This window comes from Streptomyces sp. CA-251387 (genome assembly GCF_050936625.1).
Taxonomy (GTDB): domain Bacteria; phylum Actinomycetota; class Actinomycetes; order Streptomycetales; family Streptomycetaceae; genus Streptomyces.
On the sequence record NZ_JBNJMJ010000001.1, the window covers coordinates 7043163 to 7068086 of the forward strand.

A 24924-nucleotide genomic window follows, 5' to 3' on the forward strand; every position below is an offset into this window, starting at 1 on the left:
TTGAGGTTCGGCGGGCGCTGCCCGACCCCTGAACCAACCCGACACGCCCGTTCGAGTGTGCCGGTCGCGAGTCGTCCACGCGCGGCACGCGCGCGCTGATAGCGGTGGTGCATGCTGCTCACCCCCCGCACCGAGGCTCAGCGACCAGTCCCTGGCGCCCCTCGCCCTCGTCCCCGACCTGCCCGGCGGCTCAAGAAGCCCGCACTGCTCGCCCTGGCGGTCTCCACCTGCCTCATCGCCGCGAGCGCCCCCGCCACGCCCCTGGGTGTCGGCGACCGCCTCTACCCGTACCTGGGCAACCCCGGCTACGACGTGGCGTCGTACGACCTCTCCTTCACCTATCCGGGCACCAACAGCAAGCCCCTCCAGGCCGTCACCAGGATCGATGCCTGGACGACCGCGGAGCTCGAACGCCTCAACCTGGACTTCGCCCACGGCAAGGTCGAGTCGGTGGAGGTCGACGGGGAGCCGGCGTCGTTCAGCAGTGCCGGTGAGGACCTCGTGATCACGCCCGAGGAGCCGTTGCCCGAGGGCAGCTGGATGCAGGTCACCGTGCGGCACACCAGCGACCCCAAGTACGGAGCGGACCGGGAGGGCGGCTGGGTGCGGACGGCTGACGGCCTCGCCATGGCCAACCAGGCCGACGCCGCCCACCTCGTGTTCCCGTGCAACGACCACCCCTCCGACAAGGCGATGTTCACCATCCGGGTCACCGCGCCCAACGGCTACACCGCCGTCGCCAACGGTCTGCGGACCGACGTGGACCGCGCGGGCAAGGCGACGACATGGACGTACCGCACCCGGCATCCCATGGCCACCGAGCTCGCCCAGGTGTCCATCGGCCGCTCCACGGTGCTGCGCCGCACCGGCCCGCACGGACTGCCCCTGCGGGACGTCGTACCCACCGGGCAGCGTGAGCGGCTCGAACCGTGGCTGAAGAAGACCCCCGGCCAGATCTCCTGGATGGAGAGCAAGGTCGGCCGCTACCCCTTCGAGACGTACGGCCTCCTCCTGGCCGAGGCCGACACCGGCTTCGAGCTGGAGACCCAGACCCTCTCTCTCTTCGAGAGAGGGCTCTTCACCGAGTCCGCCTTCCCCAAGTGGTACATCGAGTCGATCATGGTGCACGAGCTGGCGCACCAGTGGTTCGGCGACAGCGTCAGCCCGCGCAGCTGGTCCGACCTGTGGCTCAGCGAGGGGCACGCCACCTGGTACGAGGCCCTGTACGCGGCGGAGAAGGCGGGCAGGCCGCTGGAGGCACGGATGAAGGCCGCGTACGCCGCCTCCGACCGCTGGCGTGCGGCCGGCGGACCACCCGCGGCCCCCAAGGCGGCCGAGCCCGGCAAGAAGAACGGCATCTTCCGGCCCAACGTCTACGACGGCGCGGCCCTGGTCCTGTACGCCCTCCGGCAGGAGATCGGCGCCCCGGCCTTCGAGCTCCTGGAACGCGCCTGGGTGAGCCGCCACCAGCACGGAGCCGCCTCGACCGCGGACTTCGTCGCGCTCGCGGAGGAGATCTCCGGACGCCACCTCGACGGGTTCATGCATGCCTGGCTGTACGGCGAGAAGACCCCGCCGATGCCCGGTCAGCCGGAGTGGAAGGCCGCGGACCCGGAGAAGACGCCCGCGAAGACCGGGAAGACTGCGAAGACCGGGAAGACCGGGAAGACCGGGAAGACCGCGGGGACCGCGAAATAAGGCGGTGACGAGACGTCCCGTGCCGTGCGACCATCTTCGGGTCGGCACGGCACGGCACACGGGAATCTCCCCGGGTACTCGTGCGTTGTGAGCAGTGACGGATCAGTTCCGTCGCCCCAAACGGATTCCCCATCGACGTAAGGACCCAATGACCTCCTCTTCTTCCTTTTCCCAGGACACTCAGCGCTTGGCGCACAGCCATCCCGAAGGTCTTCGGGCCGATGCCCTGATGGAAGAGGACGTCGCCTGGAGCCACGAGATCGACGGAGAGCGGGACGGCGACCAGTTCGACCGCTCCGACCGCGCGGCTCTGCGCCGTGTGGCGGGCCTCTCCACCGAGCTCGAGGACGTCACCGAGGTCGAGTACCGCCAGCTCCGTCTGGAGCGGGTCGTGCTCGTCGGAGTCTGGACCTCGGGGACCGTGCAGGACGCGGAGAACTTCCTCGCGGAGCTCGCCGCCCTCGCGGAGACCGCGGGCGCGCTCGTGCTCGACGGCGTGATCCAGCGCCGCGACAAGCCCGACGCGGCCACCTACATCGGCTCCGGCAAGGCCGAGGAGCTGCGGGACATCGTGCTGGAGACCGGCGCCGACACCGTCATCTGCGACGGTGAGCTCAGCCCGGGCCAGCTCATCCACCTCGAAGACGTCGTCAAGGTCAAGGTCATCGACCGTACGGCCCTGATCCTCGACATCTTCGCCCAGCACGCCAAGTCCCGAGAGGGCAAGGCGCAGGTCGCGCTCGCGCAGATGCAGTACATGCTGCCGAGGCTGCGAGGCTGGGGTCAGTCGCTGTCCCGGCAGATGGGCGGCGGCAAGGGCGGCGGCCTCGCCACCCGTGGTCCCGGTGAGACCAAGATCGAGACGGACCGGCGACGGATCCGCGAGAAGATGGCGAAGATGCGCCGGGAGATCGCGGAGATGAAGACCGGCCGCGACATCCAGCGCCAGACGCGCCGGCGCAACAAGGTGCCGTCGGTCGCCATCGCGGGCTACACCAACGCCGGCAAGTCCTCCCTGCTCAACCGCCTCACGGGCGCGGGCGTCCTGGTCGAGAACGCCCTGTTCGCGACCCTCGACCCGACCGTGCGCCGGGCCGAGACGCCGGGTGGACGGCATTACACGCTGGCGGACACCGTCGGCTTCGTACGCCACCTGCCGCACCACCTGGTCGAGGCGTTCCGCTCCACGATGGAGGAGGTCGGCGACTCCGACCTGATCCTGCACGTGGTGGACGGCTCGCACCCGAACCCGGACGAGCAGCTGGCCGCCGTGCGCGAGGTGATCAGGGACGTCGGCGCCACCGACGTACCGGAGATCGTCGTGATCAACAAGGCCGACGCGGCCGACCCGCTGACGCTCCAGCGGCTGCTGCGGATCGAGAAGCGCTCCATCGCGGTCTCGGCCCGTACCGGCCAGGGCATCGACAAGCTGCTCGCGCTGATCGACAACGAGCTGCCGCGCCCCTCGGTCGAGATCGAGGCGCTCGTGCCGTACACGCACGGCAAGCTGGTCGCCCGCGCCCACACCGAGGGCGAGGTGATCTCCGAGGAGCACACCCCGGACGGCACACTGCTCAAGGTGCGGGTGCACGAGGAGCTGGCGGCGGATCTCGCGCCGTACGTTCCGGCACCGACCGCCTGAGCTGCCGTAGAGCCCGAAGGCAGATCGCCGAAGGCCCGCTCCCCTGACGCAGGGGAGCGGGCCTTCAGCACGTGTCCGTCCGGGCGTGTTCGTCCGTGCGGGTCACCGACCGCCGTACGTCTTGCTCATGTTCTGGTACAGCGCCTCGGCGTTCGTCCCCAACTGCGGGCCCGCGAGCCAGGTGTTGTCCTCCGGGCCGATCGACGTGTTCGACACCAGCTTCGTCTCGCCGCCCACCACGCGGAACCAGCCGCCGCCGGACGAACCGCCGGTCATGGTGCAGCCGATGCGGTACATCGTGGGCAGCGTCGGGCTCAGCGAGAGGCGGCCCGGCAGGTCGAGGCACTTGAACATCTGCAGCCCGTTGTACGGCGGCGCCGCCGGGTAGCCCCAGGCGCCCATCGTGGCGACGTCGGCCGCCGACGGCGCCGAGAAGTCCACGTCGAGGGCGGCGCCGACCGTCTCCTCGAGCGACTTGCTGCCCTGCTCCGGCTTGACGTGCAGGACGGCGTAGTCGTACGCGGCACCCGCGCCGCCCGTCTCCGAGCCGCCCTGGATCCACTCGTTCGACGTCGACACCCAGTCGGCCCACCAGTTGCCGTAGGGAGCGATCTCCGAGGCGGCGGCGTTGTTCAACTGCGCCTCGGGCTTGCCCAGGTCGTTGTACGCCGGCACGAAGACGATGTTGCGGTACCAGCCGCCCTTGCCACCGGCGTGCACGCAGTGGCCGGCCGTCCAGACGAGGTTGGACTTGCCGGGATGGTTGACGTCCTTGACGACCGTGCCGGAGCAGACGGCGGGGCCGTCGGGGGAGTCGAAGAAGACCTTGCCGACAGGGGCCGCGTTCTCGTGGTACGGCGTCTTCTCGGCCGTGGCCTCGACGGGCGCCGGCTCAGGGTCGCTGACGCCCTGGTCGGCCGAGGCGTCCTGCGTGGTGATCGTCTTGTTGGCCTCCTTCGCGGACTGCATCCGCTCGGGCTTCCAGAGGCCCTCGATCACCGGGTTGACGAAGTCCTTGGCCTCGCTGAGCCACTTGTCCTTGTCCCAGTTCTTCCAGCCGCCGTCGGTCCACTTGTCGACATCGATGCCGTGCTCCTTGAGCTTGTCGGCGAGGTCGGCCGGGATCTGGATCTTTCCGTCGCCACTGTCGGCGGCCTGGGATGCGGCCGCCGCGGCCTTGTCGCTCGCCGCGTCCTGCGCCGAGCCGCCACAGGCGGTCGCGGTGAGCGCCAGGGCGGCGACGAGGCCGGTGGCGGTGAGGAGGGAGTGCTGCCTGCGCCGTGGCGCTGCGGGCGTACGTGTGGAACGCATGGTGCGATAACCCCCGTTGGAACGTGCTCTGCTGTTGGGCCTGATGTCCGGTGCGCGACACCCCACTATGCCGGTGGAGTTGAGGGCGAACGGCGGTGAGGCGGTGAAGGTTTCTCCCCACCGCCCCGCCGCCGGTGCCTACGGTGCCGTCACTGACCGGCGTCCCGCGAACATCACTGACCGGTGAACTTCTCACTCACCGAGTCGAAGATGGTCTTCGCTTCCTTGCCCAGCCGCGGGCCGGCGAGCCAACCCGATTGCACCGGCCCGATCGAGGTGTTGGACACCAGCGCCGGCTTGCCGTCCGAGCCCGTCGTGACCCAGCCGCCGCCGGACGAACCGCCGGTCATGGTGCAGCCGATGCGGTACATCGTCGGGTCCGACGCGTTGAGCGACAGCCGACCCGGCTCGTCCTGGCACTGGTACAGCTTCTGTCCGTCGAACGGCGCCGCGGCCGGGTAACCGATCGCCTTGATGCTGTCCACGTCGGGCACGGCCGGGGCGTTGAAGTCCACCGGAAGGGCCGAACCCACCGTTTCCTGAAGGGACTTGCCGTTGCTGCCCGCTTCCGGCTTCACATGCAGCACGGCGAAGTCGTACGAGGCGCCGTCCCCGCCCGTCGGTCCGCCCTGCGCGATCCACTGGTCCGAGGTCTGCGCCCAGTCGGCCCACCAGACGCCGTACGGAGCGACCTCCTCCCGGGTGGCGCCCTCCAACTGCGCTGTTGTCATGCCGGCGTTGTTGTACGAGGGCACGAACGCGATGTTGCGGTACCAGCCGCCGCTCTTGCCCGCATGCACACAGTGGCCCGCGGTCCACACCATGTTCGACTTGCCGGGGTTGGCCGGGTCCTCCACGACCGTCGCCGAGCAGACCATCGTGCCTTCGGGGGAGTCGAAGAACACCTTGCCCGCCTCGGGAGCGTTGGCGTGGTACGCGGGCGGCACGGCCTGCGCGTTCACCGGCTCCGGGGCCGGGTCGGTCACACCCTGGTCACCGGAGAGGTCGCTGTCGTCGACACCGCGGTCCGGGTCCTCGGCCTCCCGCATGCGGTCCGGGTCCCACAGTCCCTCGATGATGGGGTTGATGTAGTCCTTGGCCTCGCGCAGCCAGTCGTCCTTGTCCCACTTCTTCCAGGCGCCGTCCTTCCACTTGTCGATGTCGATCCCGTGCTCTTTGAGCCTGTCCTTGATGTCGTCCGGGATCGTGATCTCGCCCTCACCTCCGGCCGCCGCGGACGCGGTGGCCTCGCCGCCCGCGTCGGCATCGCCCGACTCACAGGCCGTGACGGTGAAGGCCAGGGCCGCGGCGAGCGCGACCACGGGCAGCGGGGAAGTTCTGCGGCGCGCGCGCCTTCCCCCGCGAGCGGTGAACGACGGCCGTATGGATCGCATGATCTGACTCCCCGTGAGATGACGGAACTAGGCGCCGCAGCCGTGAACTCCCGCTGATCACCTGCCGGTTTCGCGTGGATGTCACGGCGCGTTGGAACGGCATCACACACTATGCGGTCGCCGTGGGGGAGTTCCGACGGAACGGCAACGGTTTCGCTACGGGCTTGCTGACCTGGCCATTCGTCAGGGACTGATGCTGCGCGGGCTCCTGCCGCCGCTGCTGGGCTTTGAGGCCCTTCCAGGGCGAGCCGCCTACGGCTTGGGCGCGGGCTGCTCGCCCGATCCGCGGACGATCAGCCGGGTGGGAACGGTGATGGTGCGGGCCCGGGAGCGGTCGCCGTCGAGCCGGGCCAGGGCGGTGGCCGCGGCGCTGCGGCCGATTTCTTCGGGGTCCTGCGCGACGACGGTCAGGGCCGGTTCCAGTGCCTCGGCGAGCGAGACGTCGTCGAAGGCGACGACGGCCACGTCCTTGCGCTTGCTGCGGGCGAGTTCGGCGACGATACCGAGCGCCATGATGTTGTTTCCGGCGAACAGGGCCGTGGGGGGATCGGCCAGTTCGAGGAGTTGAGAGGTCGCGGCCTCCGCCCCCTGCTGATCGTGTGCGCTGGCGACCAGCGAGCGGTCGTAGGGGATGTCGGCTTCCTGCAGGGCCGCGCGGTATCCGGCGAGGCGTTCGCGGCGGGTGTACAGCTTGACGGGCAGGTCGCCGACGAATCCGATGCGGCGGTGGCCGTGGGCGATCAGGTGGGCGACGCCGTCGTGGGCTCCGGCACGGTTGGAGCTGACGATGCTGTCCGTGGACAGGCCGACTCCGGGGCGGTCGAGGAAGATCACGGGCAGTCCCGCCGTGCGGTGGGACTTGAGGTGGGCGTGGTCGGCGCCGACGGACGGAACGACGATCAGGATGCTGACGCGGCGGGCGAGGAACTTGTCCGTCAGGGCGCGTTCGCGGTCGGGGTCGTCCGCGGAGGAGCCCATGAGCAGGGTCAGTCCGCGTTCGCGGACGGTGTCCTCGATGCCGCGGGCCACGGCTCCGAAGAAGGGGTTGCCGAGGTCGGGAATGACCAGTCCGACGGTGGTGTCCGGACCGCCGACGCGGATGTTGCGTGCCATGAGGTTCGGCTGGAAGCCGAGCTTGGCCACGGCGGCGAGAACCTGTTTCCTGGTCTGTTCCGAGGCGTATCCGTCCTCGTTGAGGACCCGGGAGACGGTCTTGGCGCTGACGCCCACTTCTCGGGCGACGTCTGCCATGGTCGGGCGGCGGTTCGCTGCCATGGAGGAAACGGTCTCCTGTCTCGTCGGTTCCGGCTGCGGCCTCGGCCGGAACCTGTGAGTGCTTCAGTTGGCCTGAACTCCCGCGGCCTTCGCGGCCTCGGAATCCGTTACGACAGTACCGCCGGCCTCGTCGACGCTGAGTGCGCCGGTCATGATGGCGACGACCTCGGCCATGGAGTAGTCCGAGGGCTTGATCACGGCGGCGCGCCGGCCCAGCCGGTGGACGTGGATCCGGTCGGCGATCTCGAAGACGTGCGGCATGTTGTGGCTGATCAGGACGACCGGCATGCCCTTGTCGCGGACGCGGCGGATGAGGTCGAGGACCTGTCCGGACTCCTTGACGCCGAGGGCGGCGGTGGGTTCGTCCATGACGACGACGCTGCGGGCCCAGGCGACGGCGCGGGCGACCGCCACGGCCTGCCGCTGTCCGCCGGAGAGGGTCTCGACCGACTGGGTCAGCGAGCGCAGGCCGATCTTCAGGTCGGCCATGTGCTCGGCGGCCTCCTGGCGCATGCGCTTCTTGTCGAGCATGCGGAAGGCGCTGCCGAGGATGCCGGGGCGACGTAGTTCGCGGCCGAGGAACATGTTGGAGGCGATGTCCATGGAGGCCGCGACGGCGAGGTCCTGGTAGACGGTTTCGATGCCGTGGGCGCGGGCGCTCTCCGGGCCGGAGAAGGTGATGGGTTCGCCGTTGAGGCGTATCTCGCCCGCGTCGGGGACCACCGCGCCGGTGAGGGCCTTGATCAGGCTGGTCTTCCCGGCGCCGTTGTCGCCGATGACGGCGAGGACCTCGCCGGGCAGCAGATCGAAGTCGGCACCGTCGATGGCGGTGACGTGGCCGTAGCGCTTGACCAGACCGCGGGCTTGCAGGACAGGAGTGGGGGAGCCGGTGATGGTCATCGGGCCTTCTTCCGGGAGATCTGGTCGACGGTCACGGCGAGGATCACCAGGACGCCGGTGATGAGGGTCTGGTAAATGGAGGCGACGCCCATCAGCTGCAGGCCGTTGCGGAAGACGCCGACGATGAGGACGCCGATGAACGTGCCCAGGACCGAGCCGCGTCCGCCGAAGAGGCTGGTCCCGCCGAGGACCACGGCGGTGATGCTGTCGAGGTTGTCGGTCTGCCCCGCCTGGGGGTCGCCGACTCCGGTGCGGGAGATGAGGAGCAGGGCGGCGATGCCGTACAGCAGGCCGGCCACGGTGTAGACGCCGATGGTCAGCCGGGAGGTGCGGATGCCGTTCAGCCGGGCCGCTTCCGGGCTGTTGCCCAGGGCGTAGACGTGCCGGCCCCAGCTGGTGCTGCTCAGCGCGTAGGCGAAGGCCAGGAACAGGGCGATGGTGACCAGGGAGCCGTAGGTGATGTCGGTCTTGCCGAGCGGGAAGGTCTGCCCGAGGGCCGTCAGCGGGCCGGGCAGGTTGGTGACCGTTTGCTCCTCGGAGTAGATGTGGGTCAGCGCGAACGCCACGTTGAGCATGCCGAGGGTGACGATGAACGGCGGCAGCGGGATCTTCTGGACCAGTGCCCCGTTGAGCAGGCCGAAGCCGCCGCAGACGACCAGGCCCAGAGCGATGGCGACCAGCGGAGGCAGCGAGCCCTCGGCCGCCATCCTGGCGATCACGATGCTGCCGAACGCCATCACGGCACCGCACGACAGGTCGATGCCCGCGGTGAGGATGATCAGGGTCTGGCCGATGGCCAGTGTGCCGACGACCATGACCTGCTGCACGATCAGCGAGAAGTTCCCGCCGGTGAGGAACTGGTCGGTCGAGACGGAGAAGAAGACGCACGCCAGGAGGAGGGCGACCAGGGGGCCGGTGGTCGGTTGCGTGAGCAGTCTGCGGACCGTTGTCGGTGCTTTGAGCTCGGCGTACGGCGTGGACGTGGCAGTCATGCGAGGTCCTTGTCGGAAGACAGAAGTCCTTGTCGGTCCTGGTCGGACGGCAAGAGGACGAGGGGGCGGCTGTCCCCGGTCGGGGAGGAGGGGCCGGCCGCCCCGCTGAGGGGTTTCGAACGGCGGCAGCTACAGCGGCGCAGCTACGGCGCCGACTACGGCGGCAGCTGGGGTCGGCGGCTCAGCCCCAGCAGTTCTCCAGGCCGTAGGCGGTGTCCTTGGACGTGACACCGTCCTGCGCCTTGTCGGTGATCAGCGTGACGCCGGTGTCGGTGTAACCGGACGCCTTCTTGCCGTCCTTGGCGTACGCCGCGACGGCCTTGACGCCCTCGGCGGCCATCTTCAGCGGGTACTGCTGCGAAGTCGCGGCGATCTTGCCGTCCTTGACCGCCTGGGTGCCGGTGCAGCCGCCGTCCACGGAGACGATCAGCACGTCCTTCTCCCGGCCCTTGGCCTTGAGCGCGGTGTACGCGCCCAGCGCGGCCGGCTCGTTGATGGTGTAGACGACGTTGATGTCGGGCGACTTCTGCAGGCAGTTCTCCATCGCGGTCTGGCCCTTGGCCTGGTCGCCACCCGTGTCCTGGGCGCAGACGACGTCCTTGTCCGTGGCGCCGAAGCCCTTCAGGAAGCCGTTGTGCCGCTGGACACCGACGGAGACACCCGGCGCGAGGTCGAGGGTGGCTATCTTCGCCGTCTTGCCCTTCATGGCGGCCTTGGCGTACTCGCCGATCAGCTCGCCGGCCTTGAGGTTGTCGGTGGCGAAGAGGGCGTCGACCGCGCTTTCCGGGTCGGTCGGGGTGTCCAGGGCGATGACCAGGACTCCCTTCGCCTTGGCCTTCTCGATCGCCGGCACGATCGCCTTGGAGTCGCTCGGCGTGATCAGGATGCCCTTCACCCCGGCGGCGACCATGTTCTCGATGGCGGTGACCTGACCGGCGTTGTCCCCGTCGAACTTGCCCGCCGCGGTGGACAGTTCGACGCCGTTCTCCTTGGCGGCCTTCTCCGCGCCCTCCTTCATCTTCACGAAGAACGGGTTGGTGTCGGTCTTGGTGATCAGACCGACCTTGACGCTGCCCGATCCGGCGTTCGCGGTGCCCGATCCGGATCCGGATCCGCAGGCGGTCAGGGTGAGGGCCGCGACACCTGCGCAGGCAGCGGCTCTGAGCAAGGAGGAGGGCAGACGAGAGATGCGGGACATGAAGAACTCCTGCGGGATTGCGGGCGAGCGGCCGGCATGGGGCATGCCGTCCCGGAGGTGTCATCGTTGACTTATGTCATCGTTGACACTGCTTGGCGAGGATGATGGACTCCGCCTCCAGGCAACGTCAATGCCTTGCACCCGTCACAAATCGGCAACGCCCGTGGCCGTCGCCCGCCCGAAGCCCGCTCGGCGACTGCCCGCGACGTGCCCGTTTCGGGACCGCGCGTGCCAAGAGAGGAGCAGCCCATGACCCCGCCTCGGATCACCGTCCTGGGAGAGTGCGTCGCCGATGCGTTCACCGAACCCACAGGCACCCGGAACGAACTCGCCCTGCGGGTGCTGCCAGGCGGCGGACCTGCGAACACGGCCGTGTCCCTGGCCAGGCTGGGCACGCCGGCCCGCTTCCTCGCGCGTCTGTCCGACGACGTGTTCGGCCGCCTCTTCCGCGCCCACCTGGAGGCATCCGGCGTGGACCTCTCGTACGCCGTCGAGGCCGCCGAGCCCAGCACGCTGGCCGTGGCGGAGCTGGACGCCCAGGGGCAGGCCGCGTTCTCCTTCCATGCGCAGAACACGGCCGACTGGCAGTGGACCTCGGGGGAGCTGGCGGAGGTGGACCTGTCCGGAACGGCCTGTGTGCACACCGGGTCGCTGGCCCTGGTCCGTGAGCCCGGTGCGGTGGTGGTGGAGGAGTTTCTGGCAACGGCATCTCGCCGGACCACCATCAGCATCGATCCCAACGTCCGGCCGCTGCTGGTGCACCCCGACGTGTACCGAGCCAGGCTGGCGCACTGGTGCGGCCTCGCCGACATCCTGCGGCTGAGCGAGGACGACCTGGAGCTGCTCCTGCCGGGCACCCCGCCGGAGCAGGCATGCGACACCTGGCACGCCGCGGGGGCACGGCTCGTCGTGATCACGCTCGGCGCCGACGGCGCCTTGGCCTCACTCGACGGCGAACGGCTGCGGGTGCCCGCGGTGACGACACGGGTGGCCGACACGGTGGGGGCGGGGGACTCCTTCACCGCCGGGCTGCTGCACCACCTCGCGGCCCGCGGCAGCCTCGGCGGCCGGCTGGCCGATCTCGGTCTCGACGATGTCGCGGAAGCCTGCCGGTTCGCCACCCGGGTCGCCGCCCTGACGTGCTCTGTCACCGGCCCCAACCCGCCATGGCGCGACCAGCTGGCACTGCTCGCGACCGCCGGCGACGCGTGACGGACCGTACGTCGTCCGCCACCTCCACTCCACCCACCGACAAGGACACGACACCATGACGAAAACCCTGCTCGCCGAATTCACCGCCCGCGAGGGAGCGGAGGACGAGGTTGCCCGCCTGATCCGGGACTACGCCCTGAAGGTGCGCGAGGAGGAAGGCAACCTGGCCTTCGACGTCTACACCAAGGCGGCCGACCCGCGCGCCTACTGGGTCTTCGAGGTCTACCGGGACGAGGACGCCTTCAAGGCACACCTGGAGGCCCCGTACGGTGCACCGTTCAACGCCGCCCTCACACCGCTGATCGAAGAGGCCGCCTCGGTACTGACGTTCCTCGATCCGCTGGCCACGCATCCGTAACGAGCACTGAACCGAGCAGTCGCGGCGGACCGGCTCACCCGCTCTGCTTCGCTGAACAGCCCTGTCCTGCCGCGCCTAGGCCTCTGTTGGACCAGCAACGGTTTCGCTATGGCAAGGATCTTGAAGCAACCCGTAACCCGGTGCACGGTCGGGGGTTGGTAGCGGTTGGGGCCCGCTGCCAAGTGGATGTGGTCCCCAGTGCCCAGTTCCCCGGAGTTTCGAGTGGACGCTCGCGGGGCTTCGTATGTCGGGTCGGGCGAGGACGCGAGAGACCTGCTCGCCCCTGGACAGCGGGAGGACAGGGAGCCATGGCCGTGACCGAATCTTTGCGCGGGGAGACATCCGAGTCGGCGGGGGCGCGCGCCGTGCACGAGGGGATCCTGCGGCGGCAGTCGGCGCGCGAGTCGGCGGCCCGCACCTACGCCCGTGCCCTGCCGATCGTGCCGGTACGAGCGCGGGGGCTGACCATCGAGGGCGCAGACGGCCGCCGCTACCTGGACTGCCTCTCGGGCGCCGGGACGTTGGCGCTCGGACACAATCACCCGGTCGTCCTGGAGGCCATCCGCAAGGTCCTCGACTCGGGCGCGCCGCTGCACGTCCTCGACCTGGCGACCCCCGTCAAGGACGCCTTCATCACCGAGCTGTTCCACACCCTGCCGCCCGGTCTCGCCGGCCACGCGCGTGTGCAGTTCTGCGGGCCGGCCGGCACCGACGCGGTGGAGGCCGCCTTCAAACTCGTCCGGACTGCGACCGGCCGCACCGGAATCCTCGCCTTCAGCGGCGCCTACCACGGGATGACCGCCGGAGCGCTCGAAGCATCCGGCGGCGCCTACGACGTACGGGTCGCACGCCTGCCCTACCCACAGGACTACCGCTGCCCCTTCGGCGTCGGCGGCGAACACGGCGCCGAACTCGCCGCCCGCTGGACCGAGTCCGTTCTGGACGACCCCAAGTCGGGCGTGCCGCGTCCCGCCGGGATGATCCTCGAGCCCGTCCAGGGAGAGGGCGGAGTGATCCCCGCCCCGGACGCCTGGATGCAGCGCATGCGGCAGATCACGGCCGACCGAGCCATTCCACTGATCGCCGACGAGGTCCAGACAGGGGTCGGGCGCACCGGTTCCTTCTGGGCGGTGGAGCACAGCGGCGTCACCCCCGATGTGATGGTCCTCTCGAAGGCCATCGGGGGCAGCCTTCCGCTGGCCGTCATCGTCTACCGCGACGACCTCGACGCCTGGCAACCGGGCGCCCACGCCGGCACGTTCCGCGGCAACCAGCTCGCCATGGCCGCCGGTACGGCCACTCTCGCCTACGTCCGCGAGAACCGGCTCGCCGAGCGGGCGGCTGAACTGGGCACGCGGATGCTGAACCAACTGCAAGCCCTTGCAGAGCAGTTCGCGTGCATCGGTGATGTGCGGGGGAGGGGCTTGATGATCGGGGTCGAGGTGGTGGAGCCAGAGAACGATTCCCGGCGGGGAGAGGGTCGCCCCACGAACCTGGCGGGGATTGAAGGGGCGGGAGGCGGGCACGGGCTGGACCTCTTGGCTGCTCTCGAAGGGAACGGAGGCGTTCCCCTCCAGGCCGAAGGGGGCGCCGCGGCTGATCTCGGTCGGGCTGGAGGTGGCAGGGGCGGTCCGGTAGGGCTCGACCCCGCCGGACATGCCCCCGGCTCCTCGGGGGGCCTCGCTTCCAGCGGCCGGAGCGCCGGGGCAGCGGCAGTGCAGGACCGGGATCGCCACCCTCGCCCCGCCGCCCCCGAACTTGCGGCCGCCATCCAGCAGGAGTGTCTGCGTCGCGGCCTGATCGTCGAACTCGGCGGCCGCCACTCCAGCGTCGTACGGTTGCTTCCACCCCTGACCATCAGCGACGAACAGGCAACCGCGGTACTGGACCGGCTCGCCGACGCGGTGGACGCGGTGTCCCGAGCCCACACCGGTCACGACCGTACGCACCAGCCGAACCCACGGCACCGACGGCACGACGACCGTGCCGATCGGGCGGGGTGGCGCGGCAGCCGCTGAGGGCGTGCCGACGCGCACTCCGCTCCGTGCGCTCACGTCGGCGTCCGGCGACCCACCCCCTCCGGGGCCACGACTCACTCCCCAGCGCCCCATCGCCTCCCCTCCGAACCTCGCCTCCACCTGACAAACCCCCTTCAATCGCGCCTTGGGAACGCGGCCCCTCAAGCCCACGCCCACCCTCATCGCAGAACGTCGGCCGTCGCCGTACGGGCCAGAACCACCTCAAGAGGACCAGCCTTGATCACCACCCCTGCATCCGACGGCCATGCCGACACCCGAGCGCGAGGCTCCTCCGACGCACACCTCTCCCAGCAGGAGCCGCCCGCATCGACGACCCCGCCGCCTCCTCGCGGGCAGGGGCGCGCTCCCGCACCGATGGCTACATCCGGAGCGGCACGTACATACGCACAGGCGGATACGCCCGCACCGCCATGTACGCCCGCACAGTCGTGTACGCCCGCTCGGGTAGGCGCCCTCGCACAAGGAGGCCCACCCGCGCTGGAGGGCGGCGCGCCGCAGGAACGCGCATCGGGGCAGCGAGGTGCCGGTACGCCAGTGCCGGTGCGGGCGCCGGTGCACGCAGGCGCACCGCACACCGAGCAGCTGCACGGAGCCGACGCCGACCTCCTGGAGCATCCCGACCCGCATACCGCAGCCCAGGCCGCCGCCGTGGAGAACCTGCTCCGCTGCTGGGTACGCGAGACCAACATCCCGGCTCCCGACAACGGAATCCTCCGCATCCCCCTGCCCGCCACCGGTACGGCCCTGCTGATCCCGGTCCGCTACTGGTCCGCGACGGGGTGGCACCGCTTCGGCGCCCCACGCCTGGCCGACGCACCCGACCACTCCCCACCGACCGACGCCGTCACCCTTGCCGCACTGCTCACGCGGGAGACGCCCGGTGGAGCAGAGACCGCTTCCGCTACCACCGACCTCGTCGGACGCGTCGCCGACTCCGTCCGACGAACCGTCACATTCATCAGCGAACGCCGGGACAAGCCAGCCAAAGGCTCCGACCTCTTCCTCACGGCCGAGCAGGCACTCATGCTCGGACACCCGCTCCACCCGACGCCGAAGAGTCGCGAGGGTCTCTCCGAGTCCGAAGCACGGCTGTACTCACCCGAGTTGCGCGGTTCCTTCCCCTTGAACTGGCTGGCGGTAGCTCCCTCCCTTCTCGCCACCGACTCGGCATGGACCGAGCGCGGCCGTGTTGTGCCCGCGGCCCAGCTCACGGCCCGCCTGGCCGGCTCTGGGGTGCCGTTGCCCGACGGTTACGCGGCCCTGCCTCTGCATCCCTGGCAGGTGCGCGAGGCCCGGCATCGTCCCGAGATCGCGGCCCTGCTCGATGCAGGACTGCTCCGGGACCTCGGCGCCCACGGCGCACCGTGGCATCCCACCTCCTCCGTCCGAACCGTCCACCGATCCGACGCCACAGCCATGCTCAAGCTGTCGCTGGGCCTGCGCATCACCAACTCCCGGCGTGAGAACCTCCGCAAGGAACTGCACCGCGGCGTCGAGGTCCATCGGCTTCTGCGCAGCGGCCTCTCGATGCAGTGGCAGGCCGTCCACCCCGGCTTCGACATCGTGCGTGACCCGGCCTGGCTCGCTGTCGACGCGCCGGACGGTGGCCCCGTGGCAGGCCTCGACGTGATGATCCGGCACAACCCGTTCACGCCTTCCGACGACGTGTCCTGTGTAGCCGGACTCGTGTCGCCCTGCCCTCTGGTAGGGACAGACACCGCCATGAGTCGACCCGGTCCCGACAGGCAGCCCCTGCAGTCCCGTCTTGCCGACGTGATCATGCGTCTCTCCGCCCAGACGGGCCGTCCCCGCGGGGCCGTGGCTGCCGAGTGGTTCCTTCGCTATCTCGAACAGGTCGTCCGACCGGTGTTGTGGCTGGACTCCGAGGCCGGAATCGCCCTGGAGGCACACCAGCAGAACACGCTGCTCCTTTTGGACGGCGACGGCTGGCCTTCGGGCGGCCGTTACCGCGACAACCAGGGCTACTACTTCCGTGAGTCCCGGCACGCGGATCTCGACGCCCGACTGCCCGGCATCGGCGAGCACAGCGACACCTTCGTCTCGGACGAGGTCACCGACGAGCGCTTCGCGTACTACCTCGCGATCAACAACGTCCTCGGTCTCATCGGAGCCTTCGGCTCGCAGCGTCTCGCCGACGAACAGTTGCTGCTCGCTGCCTTCCGCCGCTTCCTGGGCGATGTCGCCTCCGGTCCCGCCAGGCTGCGCACACCACTGCCTGCGCACCTGCTCGACTCACCGGTTCTGCGCTGCAAGGCCAACCTGCTGACCCGGCTGCACGGCCTCGATGAACTCGTCGGCCCGGTCGACACCCAGTCCGTCTACGTCACCATTGCCAACCCCCTGCATTCCTGAACAGCACCTATGCATCTGGCTGTCACCAACTTCCTGCACGCCTGGGGAACATGACCCACCCCGCCTCCTGAGAGGAGCGTCGTCGTGCCTCCCACCGACGCGAGTGCCAACGCCGGTCCCGCCCCCTTCACGGATATCGGCATCGCCATGAGCCCGGGTAGTCGTGAGAGCCCGGTCCACAAGGCCGGCGGCGGGGGCGCAGACAGTGCAGACGGCGAGGACACGCTGGACCTGCGCCTGCCCGACGAATTCCTGGCGCTCTTCGCGGAGGACACCGATGTGGATGGCACACGGAACTCGCGCGGTGCCGGAACGGCCGCACCACCCGCCTCCGTACATCCGATCGCCGATGATCTACTCGACCACGTCGCCGACTGGGGGCCCATCAGCACGCCAGCAGGTGTGCTGCACCTCGTCCCCGTACGCGTCGAGCGAGACCTTCCGCTCATCAGCCGGTGGATGAACGACCCTGCCGTCGCGGCATTCTGGGGGCTCGCCGGACCTCAGAACGCGGCTGAGGAGCATCTGTGGTCGCAGCTCTCCGGTGACGGGCGCAGCGTTCCCTGCCTGGGCATGCTGGACGGCACGCCGATGAGCTACTGGGAGGTCTACCGAGCCGACCTCGACCCGCTGGCCCGGCACTACCCCGCTCGGCCCCATGACACCGGAGTCCATCTCCTCATCGGTGCCGTCGGCGACCGCGGACGAGGACTTGGTGGAAACCTTCTCCGAGCCGTCGCCGACCTCGCCCTCGACAAGCGGCCGGCCTGCGCTCGCGTCGTCGCCGAACCCGACATCCGCAACACCCCTTCTGTCGCTGCTTTCCTGAGCGCCGGCTTCCGGTTCTTCGCCGAGATCGAACTGCCCGCCAAGCGGGCCGCCCTCATGGTCAGAGACCGGAGCCTGCGCCAACTGTTGTGACGCCATGTCGCAGCGTCGTCACTTTTGGTACACCGCTCGCGCCGATCCGGTTCCCACTCCCGACCAACCGATTTGAGGACCTGCCGACCCGCCGCCCCGATTGCCGGCCGAACCGATCCCTCCAGGGCCAGGTCGATTCCCCGAGGCGCGTGGCGAGCAGGGTCGGAATTGCCGTCCCACCACAACCCACCCACCACAACCCAGGCCGATCAACCTCACGAAGCGCCCGGCCTGGACACCGTGCCCCCGACCCTGACCGGCCGGATTCGCCACGGACAGCTCCGAACCGACTTCGATCACACTCGAACCACTCCTGACCTCGATCGAACCGACCTCGCACGCACCCGAACCGACCCGATCCCCACCCGAGGAACCCCCGGTCTTGATCCAGCCCCTCGTCCCCACCGTGATCGCCCGTTTGTCAGTGCCGGGCCGTAGGGTGGTCGCGCTATGACAGAGCCCTCACTCCCCGAACTCCTGCATGCTGCCGTCACTGCCGTCGGCGGTACGGAGCGCCCCGGCCAGGTGACCATGGCCGAATCCGTCGCGGAGGCGATCGACGGCGGTTCCCATCTGCTGGTCCAGGCCGGCACCGGCACCGGAAAGTCGCTGGGCTACCTCGTGCCCGCGCTCGCGCACGGGGAGCGCGTCGTCGTGGCGACGGCCACCCTGGCCCTGCAGCGTCAGCTCGTGGAGCGGGACCTGCCGCGCACCGTCGAGGCACTGCACCCGCTGCTGCGCCGTCGCCCCGAGTTCGCGATGCTCAAGGGCCGGTCGAACTACCTGTGTCTGCACCGCCTGCACGAGGGCATTCCCCAGGACGAGGAAGAAGGCCTCTTCGACCAGTTCGAGGCGGCCGCACCCACCAGCAAGCTGGGGCAGGACCTGCTGAGGCTGCGTGACTGGGCGGACGAGACGGAGACGGGCGATCGCGACAACCTGACGCCCGGCGTGTCCGACCGGGCTTGGGGCCAGGTGTCGGTGTCGTCGCGGGAGTGTCTCGGCGCTTCGAAGTGCGCCTACGGCGCCGAGTGCTTCGCCGAGATGGCCCGTGAGCGTGCCAAGCTCGCCGAGGTCGTCGTCACCAACCATGCGCTGCTCGCGATCGACGCCATCGAGGGCGCCCCCGTTCTCCCGCAGCACGAGGTCCTGATCGTCGACGAGGCGCACGAACTGGTCTCCCGGGTCACCGGAGTCGCCACCGGCGAACTCACTCCCGGCCAGGTCAACCGCGCGGTGCGCCGCGCCGCGAAGCTCGTCAACGAGAAGGCCGCCGACCAGCTCCAGACCGCCGCCGAGGGCTTCGAACGGCTGATGGAGCTGGCCCTGCCGGGCCGCCTGGAGGAGATCCCCGAGGACCTCGCCTACGCGCTCATGGCGCTGCGCGATGCCTGCCGCACCGTCATCTCCGCGATCGGCGCCACTCGCGACAAGTCCGTGCAGGACGAGGACGCGGTCCGCAAGCAGGCGCTGGCCTCGGTCGAAACCGTGCACGACGTGGCGGAGCGGATCACCAACGGCTCCGAGTGGGACGTCGTCTGGTACGAGCGTCACGACCGCTTCGGAGCGTCCTTGCGCGTGGCTCCCATGTCGGTGTCGGGACTGCTGAGGGAGAAGCTGTTCGCAGACCGCTCCGTTGTGCTGACCTCCGCGACCTTGAAGCTGGGCGGCGACTTCAACGGAGTCGGCGCGTCCCTGGGCCTCGCCCCCGAGGGCACGGAGGGCGACGACCTCCCGCAGTGGAAGGGCGTGGACGTCGGCTCGCCCTTCGAGTACCGCAAGCAGGGCATCCTGTACGTCGCCAAGCACCTGTCCCGCCCCGCGCGGGACGGCGATCGCGCGGACATGCTCGATGAGCTGACCGAACTGATCCAGGCCGCCGGCGGTCGCACACTCGGCCTGTTCTCCTCAATGCGAGCCGCCCAGCTGGCCGCAGAGGAGCTTCGCTCCCGCATCCCCGAGTTCCCGATCCTCCTTCAGGGCGAGGAGACGCTCGGCGAGCTGATCAAGAACTTCGCGGCCGATCCCAAGACCTGCCTCTTCGGCACGCTGTCCCTCTGGCAGGGCGTCGACGTCCCCGGCCCCAGCTGCCAGCTGGTCGTCATGGACAAGATCCCGTTCCCGCGCCCGGACGACCCGCTGATGAGCGCCCGCCAGAAGGCGGTGGAGGAGGCCGGCGGCAACGGCTTCATGGCGGTTGCCGCCACCCATGCCGCGCTGCTCATGGCCCAGGGCGCCGGCCGCCTCGTACGGGCGTCGGGGGACCGTGGCGTGGTAGCCGTACTGGACCAGCGGCTGGCCACGGCCCGGTACGGAAGCTATCTGAAGGCGTCACTGCCCGACTTCTGGTACACCACGGACCGTAATCAGGTCCGAAAGTCGCTGGCCGCGATCGATGCGGCGGCGAAGCAGGCGGAGGCGGACCAGCCCTAGCGCTGGGGTCGGCCTGTCACGGCGCCGTGACAGGCCGACGGTCCGTGATGTGCTGACGTCGGTGGTCGGACAGCATGAGCGCGGTCACGAGCCGCCTCATCAGCGAGCCCGCAACAGCACAGGGCCCCGGAACCGGCGCAGGGGTCCCGGGGCCCGGTCAGGGGGCGACGCCGTCGGCTTCGCCCGCTGCGGCCGTCACACGCGGCGCAGCACTGCCACCACCTTGCCCAGGATGGTCGCGTCGTCGCCGGGGATCGGCTCGTACGCCGAGTTGTGCGGGAGGAGCCAGACGTGGCCGTCCTCGCGCTTGAAGCGCTTGACCGTGGCCTCGCCGTCGAGCATCGCGGCCACGATGTCGCCGTTCTCCGCGACCGGCTGGCGCCGGACGGTGACCCAGTCGCCGTCGCAGATCGCGGCCTCGATCATCGAGTCGCCGACGACCTTCAGCACGAACAGCTCGCCGTCGCCGACCAGCTGCCGGGGGAGAGGGAAGACGTCCTCGACCGACTCCTCCGCGAGGATCGGGCCACCGGCGGCGATCCGGCCGACCAGCGGCACGTACGACGCGGCGGGCTTGCCGGCGGTGTCCGTCGGCTGCACCGAGGCGGCCTGGTCGGAGCCGCGTACCTCGTACGCGCGCGGGCGGTGCGGGTCACGGCGGAGGAAGCCCTTGCGCTCCAGTGCCATCAGCTGGTGTGCGACCGAGGACGTGCTCGACAGGCCGACCGCCTGGCCGATCTCCCGCATCGACGGCGGGTAGCCACGCCGCTGCACGGAATCCCGGATGACCTCGATCACGCGGCGCTGCCGGTCCGTGAGCCCCGAGCTGTCCGCCCGGATGCCAGGAGGTCGGCCTGGGAGGGAGCGCTTGTGTCCCTCGGGATTCATGGCTTCGTTCATCGCATGCACCGGCTCGAGTCGGCCCTGGGAGCGGTCCTGGGCAGTGATGGTGGCACTGTCTGCGGTGGTGGTCACGTCGGCCCCTCTCGATGGTCTCCCTGCTGCACAACGGTAGTTGCTTTCGAAAGGTTGCGCCAAACACACGTTCGAGTGAAAAATCGCGGATTGCCTGACGCGATCATGTGTCTGGGTGTATGGCTAACGCGCTGTCCGGCGGACAAAAGGGCCCATTGTTGTACTCTTCACCGTCGGCGTACGACCTCGTGGGTTGTTGCCCCAGTCTGCCATCCGGCATCGGATCAACCGTGGACTGACCCCCATCTGTGCGGGAGTCGCACGTCCCCTCCGTGTGGCGCTCACGGTATCTCCGTATGTGCTGCAGCGATACGGCTGTGCATGCCTGTGCGCGGCGAGTCGTCACTGCCGTACGGCACATGCCTGTGCGGACGCGACACGCGCGCATGGCGTGCATGTATGAGCCAATCCCCACATCTAGTGGTTGGATTGCAGCAGCAGCCCAGAAGTTGTGGTCCCCCCGGTCTTCGGACGGTCGGAGATCGCCTATGCTTGGGGCTGCTTCGAGGGGCCCATGTGGCCCAGCGAGGCTATTGAGTCTGCTGTGAGGAGGGTTGGAGTTATGCACTGCCCCTTCTGCAGGCACCCCGACAGCCGTGTCGTCGACAGCCGTACGACCGACGACGGCACGTCGATCCGCAGGCGCCGCCAGTGTCCTGACTGCTCCCGTCGTTTCACGACCGTGGAGACGTGCTCGCTGATGGTGATCAAGCGGTCCGGCGTCACCGAGCCGTTCAGCCGTACCAAGGTCATCAACGGCGTGCGCAAGGCATGCCAGGGACGACCTGTCACCGAGGACGCGCTCGCCCAGCTCGGCCAGCGGGTCGAAGAGGCTGTGCGGGCCACCGGAAGCGCCGAGCTGACCACCCACGACGTGGGGCTGGCCATACTCGGCCCGTTGCAGGAGCTCGACCTCGTCGCCTATCTGCGATTCGCCTCCGTCTACCGGGCGTTCGACTCGCTCGAGGACTTCGAGGCCGCGATCGCGGAACTGAGGGAGGCGACGGGACGCCCCGCCGCGGACGACGACGACCGCGAAGACGATGCAGGCGCAGTCACGGGGGGCCGGGAAGACGATCGCGGGTCCGGAGGGACTGCACAAGTCCCCGTGCCCGCCAACGCCGCCGACTGAGGGCAGGCCGGTTCCGGTCCTCGGACTCCGGATCCGGCCTGAGGCGGCTACAGAAGACCTGCTGCGGGTGGCGATCAGAGGGTGCCCGCAGCACCAGACAGAACACCGTGCCACGGGGAACATCGGGGCACTTCAGGGCGTTTTAGCCCGTACAGGGAGGCGGCATGACAGAGACGGCGAGCGGTCCGGCACGGAGTTCCCGCGCCAAGGGCACCAAGGCGGCCAAGGGACTGCGTATCGAGCGCATCCACACCACCCCCGGCGTGCACCCGTACGACGAGGTGGCCTGGGAGCGCCGTGACGTCGTCATGACCAACTGGCGCGACGGCTCGGTCAACTTCGAGCAGCGCGGCGTCGAGTTCCCCGACTTCTGGTCGGTGAACGCGGTCAACATCGTCACCAGCAAGTACTTCCGCGGTGCCGTCGGCACCCCGCAGCGCGAGGTGAGCCTGAAGCAGCTCATCGACCGCATCGTGAAGACGTACCGGAAGGCCGGCGAGGACTACAAGTACTTCGCCTCGCCCGCCGACGCCGAGATCTTCGAGCACGAGCTGGCGTACGCCCTCCTGCACCAGATCTTCAGCTTCAACAGCCCCGTCTGGTTCAACGTCGGTACCCCGCAGCCCCAGCAGGTCTCCGCCTGCTTCATCCTGTCCGTCGACGACTCCATGGAGTCGATCCTCGACTGGTACAAGGAAGAGGGCATGATCTTCAAGGGCGGCTCCGGCGCCGGCCTGAACCTCTCCCGCATCCGCTCCTCCAAGGAGCTGCTGTCCTCCGGTGGCAACGCCTCCGGCCCCGTCTCCTTCATGCGCGGTGCCGACGCCTCCGCAGGAACGATCAAGTCGGGCGGTGCCACCCGCCGCGCCGCCAAGATGGTCATCCTCGACGTCGACCACCCCGACATCGAGGACTTCATCGAGACCAAGGTGAAGGAAGAGGAGAAGATCCGCGCCCTGCGTGACGCGGGCTTCGACATGGACCTCGGCGGCGAGGACATCACCTCCGTCCAGTACCAGAACGCCAACAACTCGGTCCGTGTGAACGACGAGTTCATGAAGGCGGTCGAGCAGGGCGGCAAGTTCGGTCTGCGCGCGCGGATGACCGGCGAGGTCATCGAAGAGGTCGACGCCAAGGCGCTGTTCCGCAAGATGGCCGAGGCCGCCTGGGCCTGCGCCGACCCGGGCATCCAGTACGACGACACCATCAACCACTGGCACACCTGCCCGGAGTCCGGCCGTATCAACGGCTCGAACCCCTGCAGCGAGTACATGCACCTGGACAACACGTCCTGCAACCTCGCCTCGCTGAACCTGATGAAGTTCCTGAAGGACGACGGCAAGGGCAACCAGTCCTTCGACGTCGAGCGCTTCGCGAAGGTCGTCGAGCTCGTCATCACCGCGATGGACATCTCCATCTGCTTCGCCGACTTCCCGACCCAGAAGATCGGTGAGAACACGCGCGCGTTCCGCCAGCTCGGCATCGGCTACGCCAACCTCGGCGCCCTGCTGATGGCGACCGGCCACGCGTACGACTCGGACGGCGGCCGCGCCCTCGCCGGCGCCATCACCTCCCTGATGACCGGCACTTCGTACCGCCGCTCCGCCGAACTCGCCGCGGTCGTCGGCCCGTACGACGGCTACGCCCGCAATGCGCAGCCGCACCTGCGCGTCATGAAGCAGCACGCCGACGCCAACGCCGAGGCCGTCCGCATGGACGACCTGGACACGCCGATCTGGGCCGCCGCCACGGAGGCCTGGCAGGACGTGCTGCGTCTCGGTGAGAAGAACGGTTTCCGTAACTCCCAGGCGTCCGTCATCGCCCCGACCGGCACCATCGGTCTGGCGATGTCCTGCGACACCACCGGCCTGGAGCCCGACCTCGCGCTGGTCAAGTTCAAGAAGCTGGTCGGCGGCGGCTCGATGCAGATCGTCAACGGCACCGTCCCGCAGGCCCTGCGCCGCCTGGGCTACCAGGAGGAGCAGATCGAGGCGATCGTCGCCCACATCGCCGAGCACGGCAATGTGATCGACGCCCCCGGTCTGAAGCACGAGCACTACGAGGTCTTCGACTGCGCCATGGGCGAGCGCTCCATCTCCGCGATGGGCCATGTCCGCATGATGGCCGCGATCCAGCCGTGGATCTCCGGCGCGCTCTCCAAGACGGTCAACCTGCCGGAGTCGGCGACCGTCGAGGACGTCGAAGAGGTCTACTTCGAGGCCTGGAAGATGGGCGTCAAGGCGCTCGCCATCTACCGCGACAACTGCAAGGTCGGCCAGCCGCTCTCCGCGAAGACCAAGGAGAAGGAGAAGGCCGAGATCACGGAGAAGGCCGAGGCCACCATCCGTGAGACGGTCGAGAAGGTCGTCGAGTACCGCCCGGTCCGCAAGCGCCTCCCCAAGGGCCGTCCCGGCATCACGACGTCCTTCACGGTCGGCGGCGCCGAGGGCTACATGACCGCCAACTCCTACCCGGACGACGGTCTCGGCGAGGTCTTCCTGAAGATGTCCAAGCAGGGCTCGACGCTCGCGGGCATGATGGACGCCTTCTCCATCGCGGTCTCGGTCGGCCTGCAGTACGGCGTGCCGCTGGAGACGTACGTCTCGAAGTTCACCAACATGCGCTTCGAGCCGGCCGGCATGACGGACGACCCGGACGTGCGGATGGCTCAGTCGATCGTCGACTACATCTTCCGCCGCCTGGCGCTGGACTTCCTGCCCTTCGAGACGCGCTCCGCGCTCGGCATCCACTCCGCCGAGGAGCGTCAGCGTCACCTGGAGACCGGTTCGTACGAGCCGGCCGAGGACGAGGTCGACGTCGAGGGCCTTGCTCAGTCGGCGCCGCGCGCCCAGGAGCTGAAGGCCGTCGCCACCCCGAAGGCCGAGGCCTCAGCGGCCAAGCCTGCCCCGCAGCAGGCCCACACCAGCGCCGAGCTGGTGGAGATGCAGCTGGGCATCCAGGCCGACGCTCCGCTGTGCTTCTCCTGCGGTACGAAGATGCAGCGCGCCGGTTCCTGCTACATCTGCGAGGGCTGCGGTTCGACCAGCGGCTGCAGCTGACGCCGGGCAGGG

17 protein-coding genes are annotated in these 24924 nt (G+C 69.3%); 10 read left to right on the forward strand and 7 right to left on the reverse strand.

Annotated features, from left to right (window positions below; translation table 11 throughout):
- Positions 1 to 111: 111 nt before the first annotated feature.
- Together ACQEV2_RS31600 and hflX are read left to right on the forward strand one after the other, a co-directional pair.
- Positions 112 to 1698: a M1 family metallopeptidase gene (locus ACQEV2_RS31600; RefSeq protein ID WP_433049003.1), complete on the forward strand. Its 1587-nt coding sequence runs from the start codon at positions 112 to 114 to the stop codon at positions 1696 to 1698.
- 148 nt (positions 1699 to 1846) lie between these two features.
- The gene (gene hflX, locus ACQEV2_RS31605) at positions 1847 to 3340 is read left to right on the forward strand and encodes a GTPase HflX (protein WP_433049006.1); all 1494 of its coding nucleotides are present in this window, start codon (positions 1847 to 1849) and stop codon (positions 3338 to 3340) included.
- A 102-nt stretch (positions 3341 to 3442) separates the two neighbouring features.
- Here the strand turns inward: hflX and ACQEV2_RS31610 are convergent, their stop codons facing one another.
- The 6 genes from ACQEV2_RS31610 to ACQEV2_RS31635 form a co-directional block, all read right to left on the reverse strand.
- Complete coding sequence (locus tag ACQEV2_RS31610; protein ID WP_433049009.1) at positions 3443 to 4651, reverse strand: trypsin-like serine peptidase; 1209 nt, start codon at positions 4649 to 4651, stop codon at positions 3443 to 3445.
- Between the two features lie 173 nt (positions 4652 to 4824).
- Positions 4825 to 6045, reverse strand: coding sequence for a trypsin-like serine peptidase (locus ACQEV2_RS31615; RefSeq protein ID WP_433049012.1), 1221 nt, complete (start codon positions 6043 to 6045; stop codon positions 4825 to 4827).
- A gap of 252 nt (positions 6046 to 6297) precedes the next feature.
- Positions 6298 to 7320, reverse strand: coding sequence for a LacI family DNA-binding transcriptional regulator (locus ACQEV2_RS31620; protein WP_433049015.1), 1023 nt, complete (start codon positions 7318 to 7320; stop codon positions 6298 to 6300).
- Between the two features lie 63 nt (positions 7321 to 7383).
- Positions 7384 to 8220 carry an ATP-binding cassette domain-containing protein gene (locus ACQEV2_RS31625; RefSeq protein ID WP_433049018.1) on the reverse strand — a complete coding sequence of 279 codons (837 nt, stop codon included), beginning with the start codon at positions 8218 to 8220 and terminating at the stop codon, positions 7384 to 7386.
- Positions 8217 to 9212, reverse strand: a complete 996-nt coding sequence (locus tag ACQEV2_RS31630; protein WP_433049021.1) for an ABC transporter permease — start codon at positions 9210 to 9212, stop codon at positions 8217 to 8219. Before ACQEV2_RS31630 ends, ACQEV2_RS31625 begins: the two co-directional genes overlap by 4 nt.
- A gap of 181 nt (positions 9213 to 9393) precedes the next feature.
- Entirely contained in the window at positions 9394 to 10410 is a 1017-nt protein-coding gene (locus tag ACQEV2_RS31635) for a sugar ABC transporter substrate-binding protein (protein WP_433049024.1), read from the reverse strand.
- A gap of 249 nt (positions 10411 to 10659) precedes the next feature.
- Between ACQEV2_RS31635 and ACQEV2_RS31640 the strand changes: the two genes are divergently transcribed.
- From ACQEV2_RS31640 to ACQEV2_RS31665, 6 genes are all read left to right on the forward strand, one after another.
- Positions 10660 to 11622: a carbohydrate kinase family protein gene (locus ACQEV2_RS31640; protein ID WP_433049027.1), complete on the forward strand. Its 963-nt coding sequence runs from the start codon at positions 10660 to 10662 to the stop codon at positions 11620 to 11622.
- A 55-nt stretch (positions 11623 to 11677) separates the two neighbouring features.
- A complete protein-coding gene (locus ACQEV2_RS31645) occupies positions 11678 to 11980 on the forward strand; it encodes a putative quinol monooxygenase (RefSeq protein ID WP_433049030.1) in 303 nt (100 codons plus the stop codon).
- Positions 11981 to 12288: 308 nt separating this feature from the next.
- On the forward strand, positions 12289 to 13998 hold the full coding sequence (locus tag ACQEV2_RS31650; protein WP_433049033.1) for a diaminobutyrate--2-oxoglutarate transaminase family protein: 1710 nt from the start codon (positions 12289 to 12291) through the stop codon (positions 13996 to 13998).
- 375 nt (positions 13999 to 14373) lie between these two features.
- Positions 14374 to 16392 carry an IucA/IucC family protein gene (locus ACQEV2_RS31655; RefSeq protein WP_433049036.1) on the forward strand — a complete coding sequence of 673 codons (2019 nt, stop codon included), beginning with the start codon at positions 14374 to 14376 and terminating at the stop codon, positions 16390 to 16392.
- A gap of 84 nt (positions 16393 to 16476) precedes the next feature.
- On the forward strand, positions 16477 to 17313 hold the full coding sequence (locus ACQEV2_RS31660; RefSeq protein ID WP_433049039.1) for a GNAT family N-acetyltransferase: 837 nt from the start codon (positions 16477 to 16479) through the stop codon (positions 17311 to 17313).
- 450 nt (positions 17314 to 17763) lie between these two features.
- A complete protein-coding gene (locus ACQEV2_RS31665; RefSeq protein WP_433049042.1) occupies positions 17764 to 19746 on the forward strand; it encodes an ATP-dependent DNA helicase in 1983 nt (660 codons plus the stop codon).
- Positions 19747 to 19941: 195 nt separating this feature from the next.
- On the opposite strand, the gene lexA is transcribed toward ACQEV2_RS31665, so the two are convergent.
- Complete coding sequence (gene lexA, locus ACQEV2_RS31670) at positions 19942 to 20721, reverse strand: transcriptional repressor LexA (protein ID WP_093911680.1); 780 nt, start codon at positions 20719 to 20721, stop codon at positions 19942 to 19944.
- Between the two features lie 562 nt (positions 20722 to 21283).
- Between lexA and nrdR the strand changes: the two genes are divergently transcribed.
- The gene (nrdR, locus tag ACQEV2_RS31675; RefSeq protein ID WP_433049045.1) at positions 21284 to 21853 is read left to right on the forward strand and encodes a transcriptional regulator NrdR; all 570 of its coding nucleotides are present in this window, start codon (positions 21284 to 21286) and stop codon (positions 21851 to 21853) included.
- 164 nt (positions 21854 to 22017) lie between these two features.
- Positions 22018 to 24912, forward strand: coding sequence for a vitamin B12-dependent ribonucleotide reductase (locus ACQEV2_RS31680; protein ID WP_433049048.1), 2895 nt, complete (start codon positions 22018 to 22020; stop codon positions 24910 to 24912).
- Positions 24913 to 24924 lie beyond the last annotated feature (12 nt).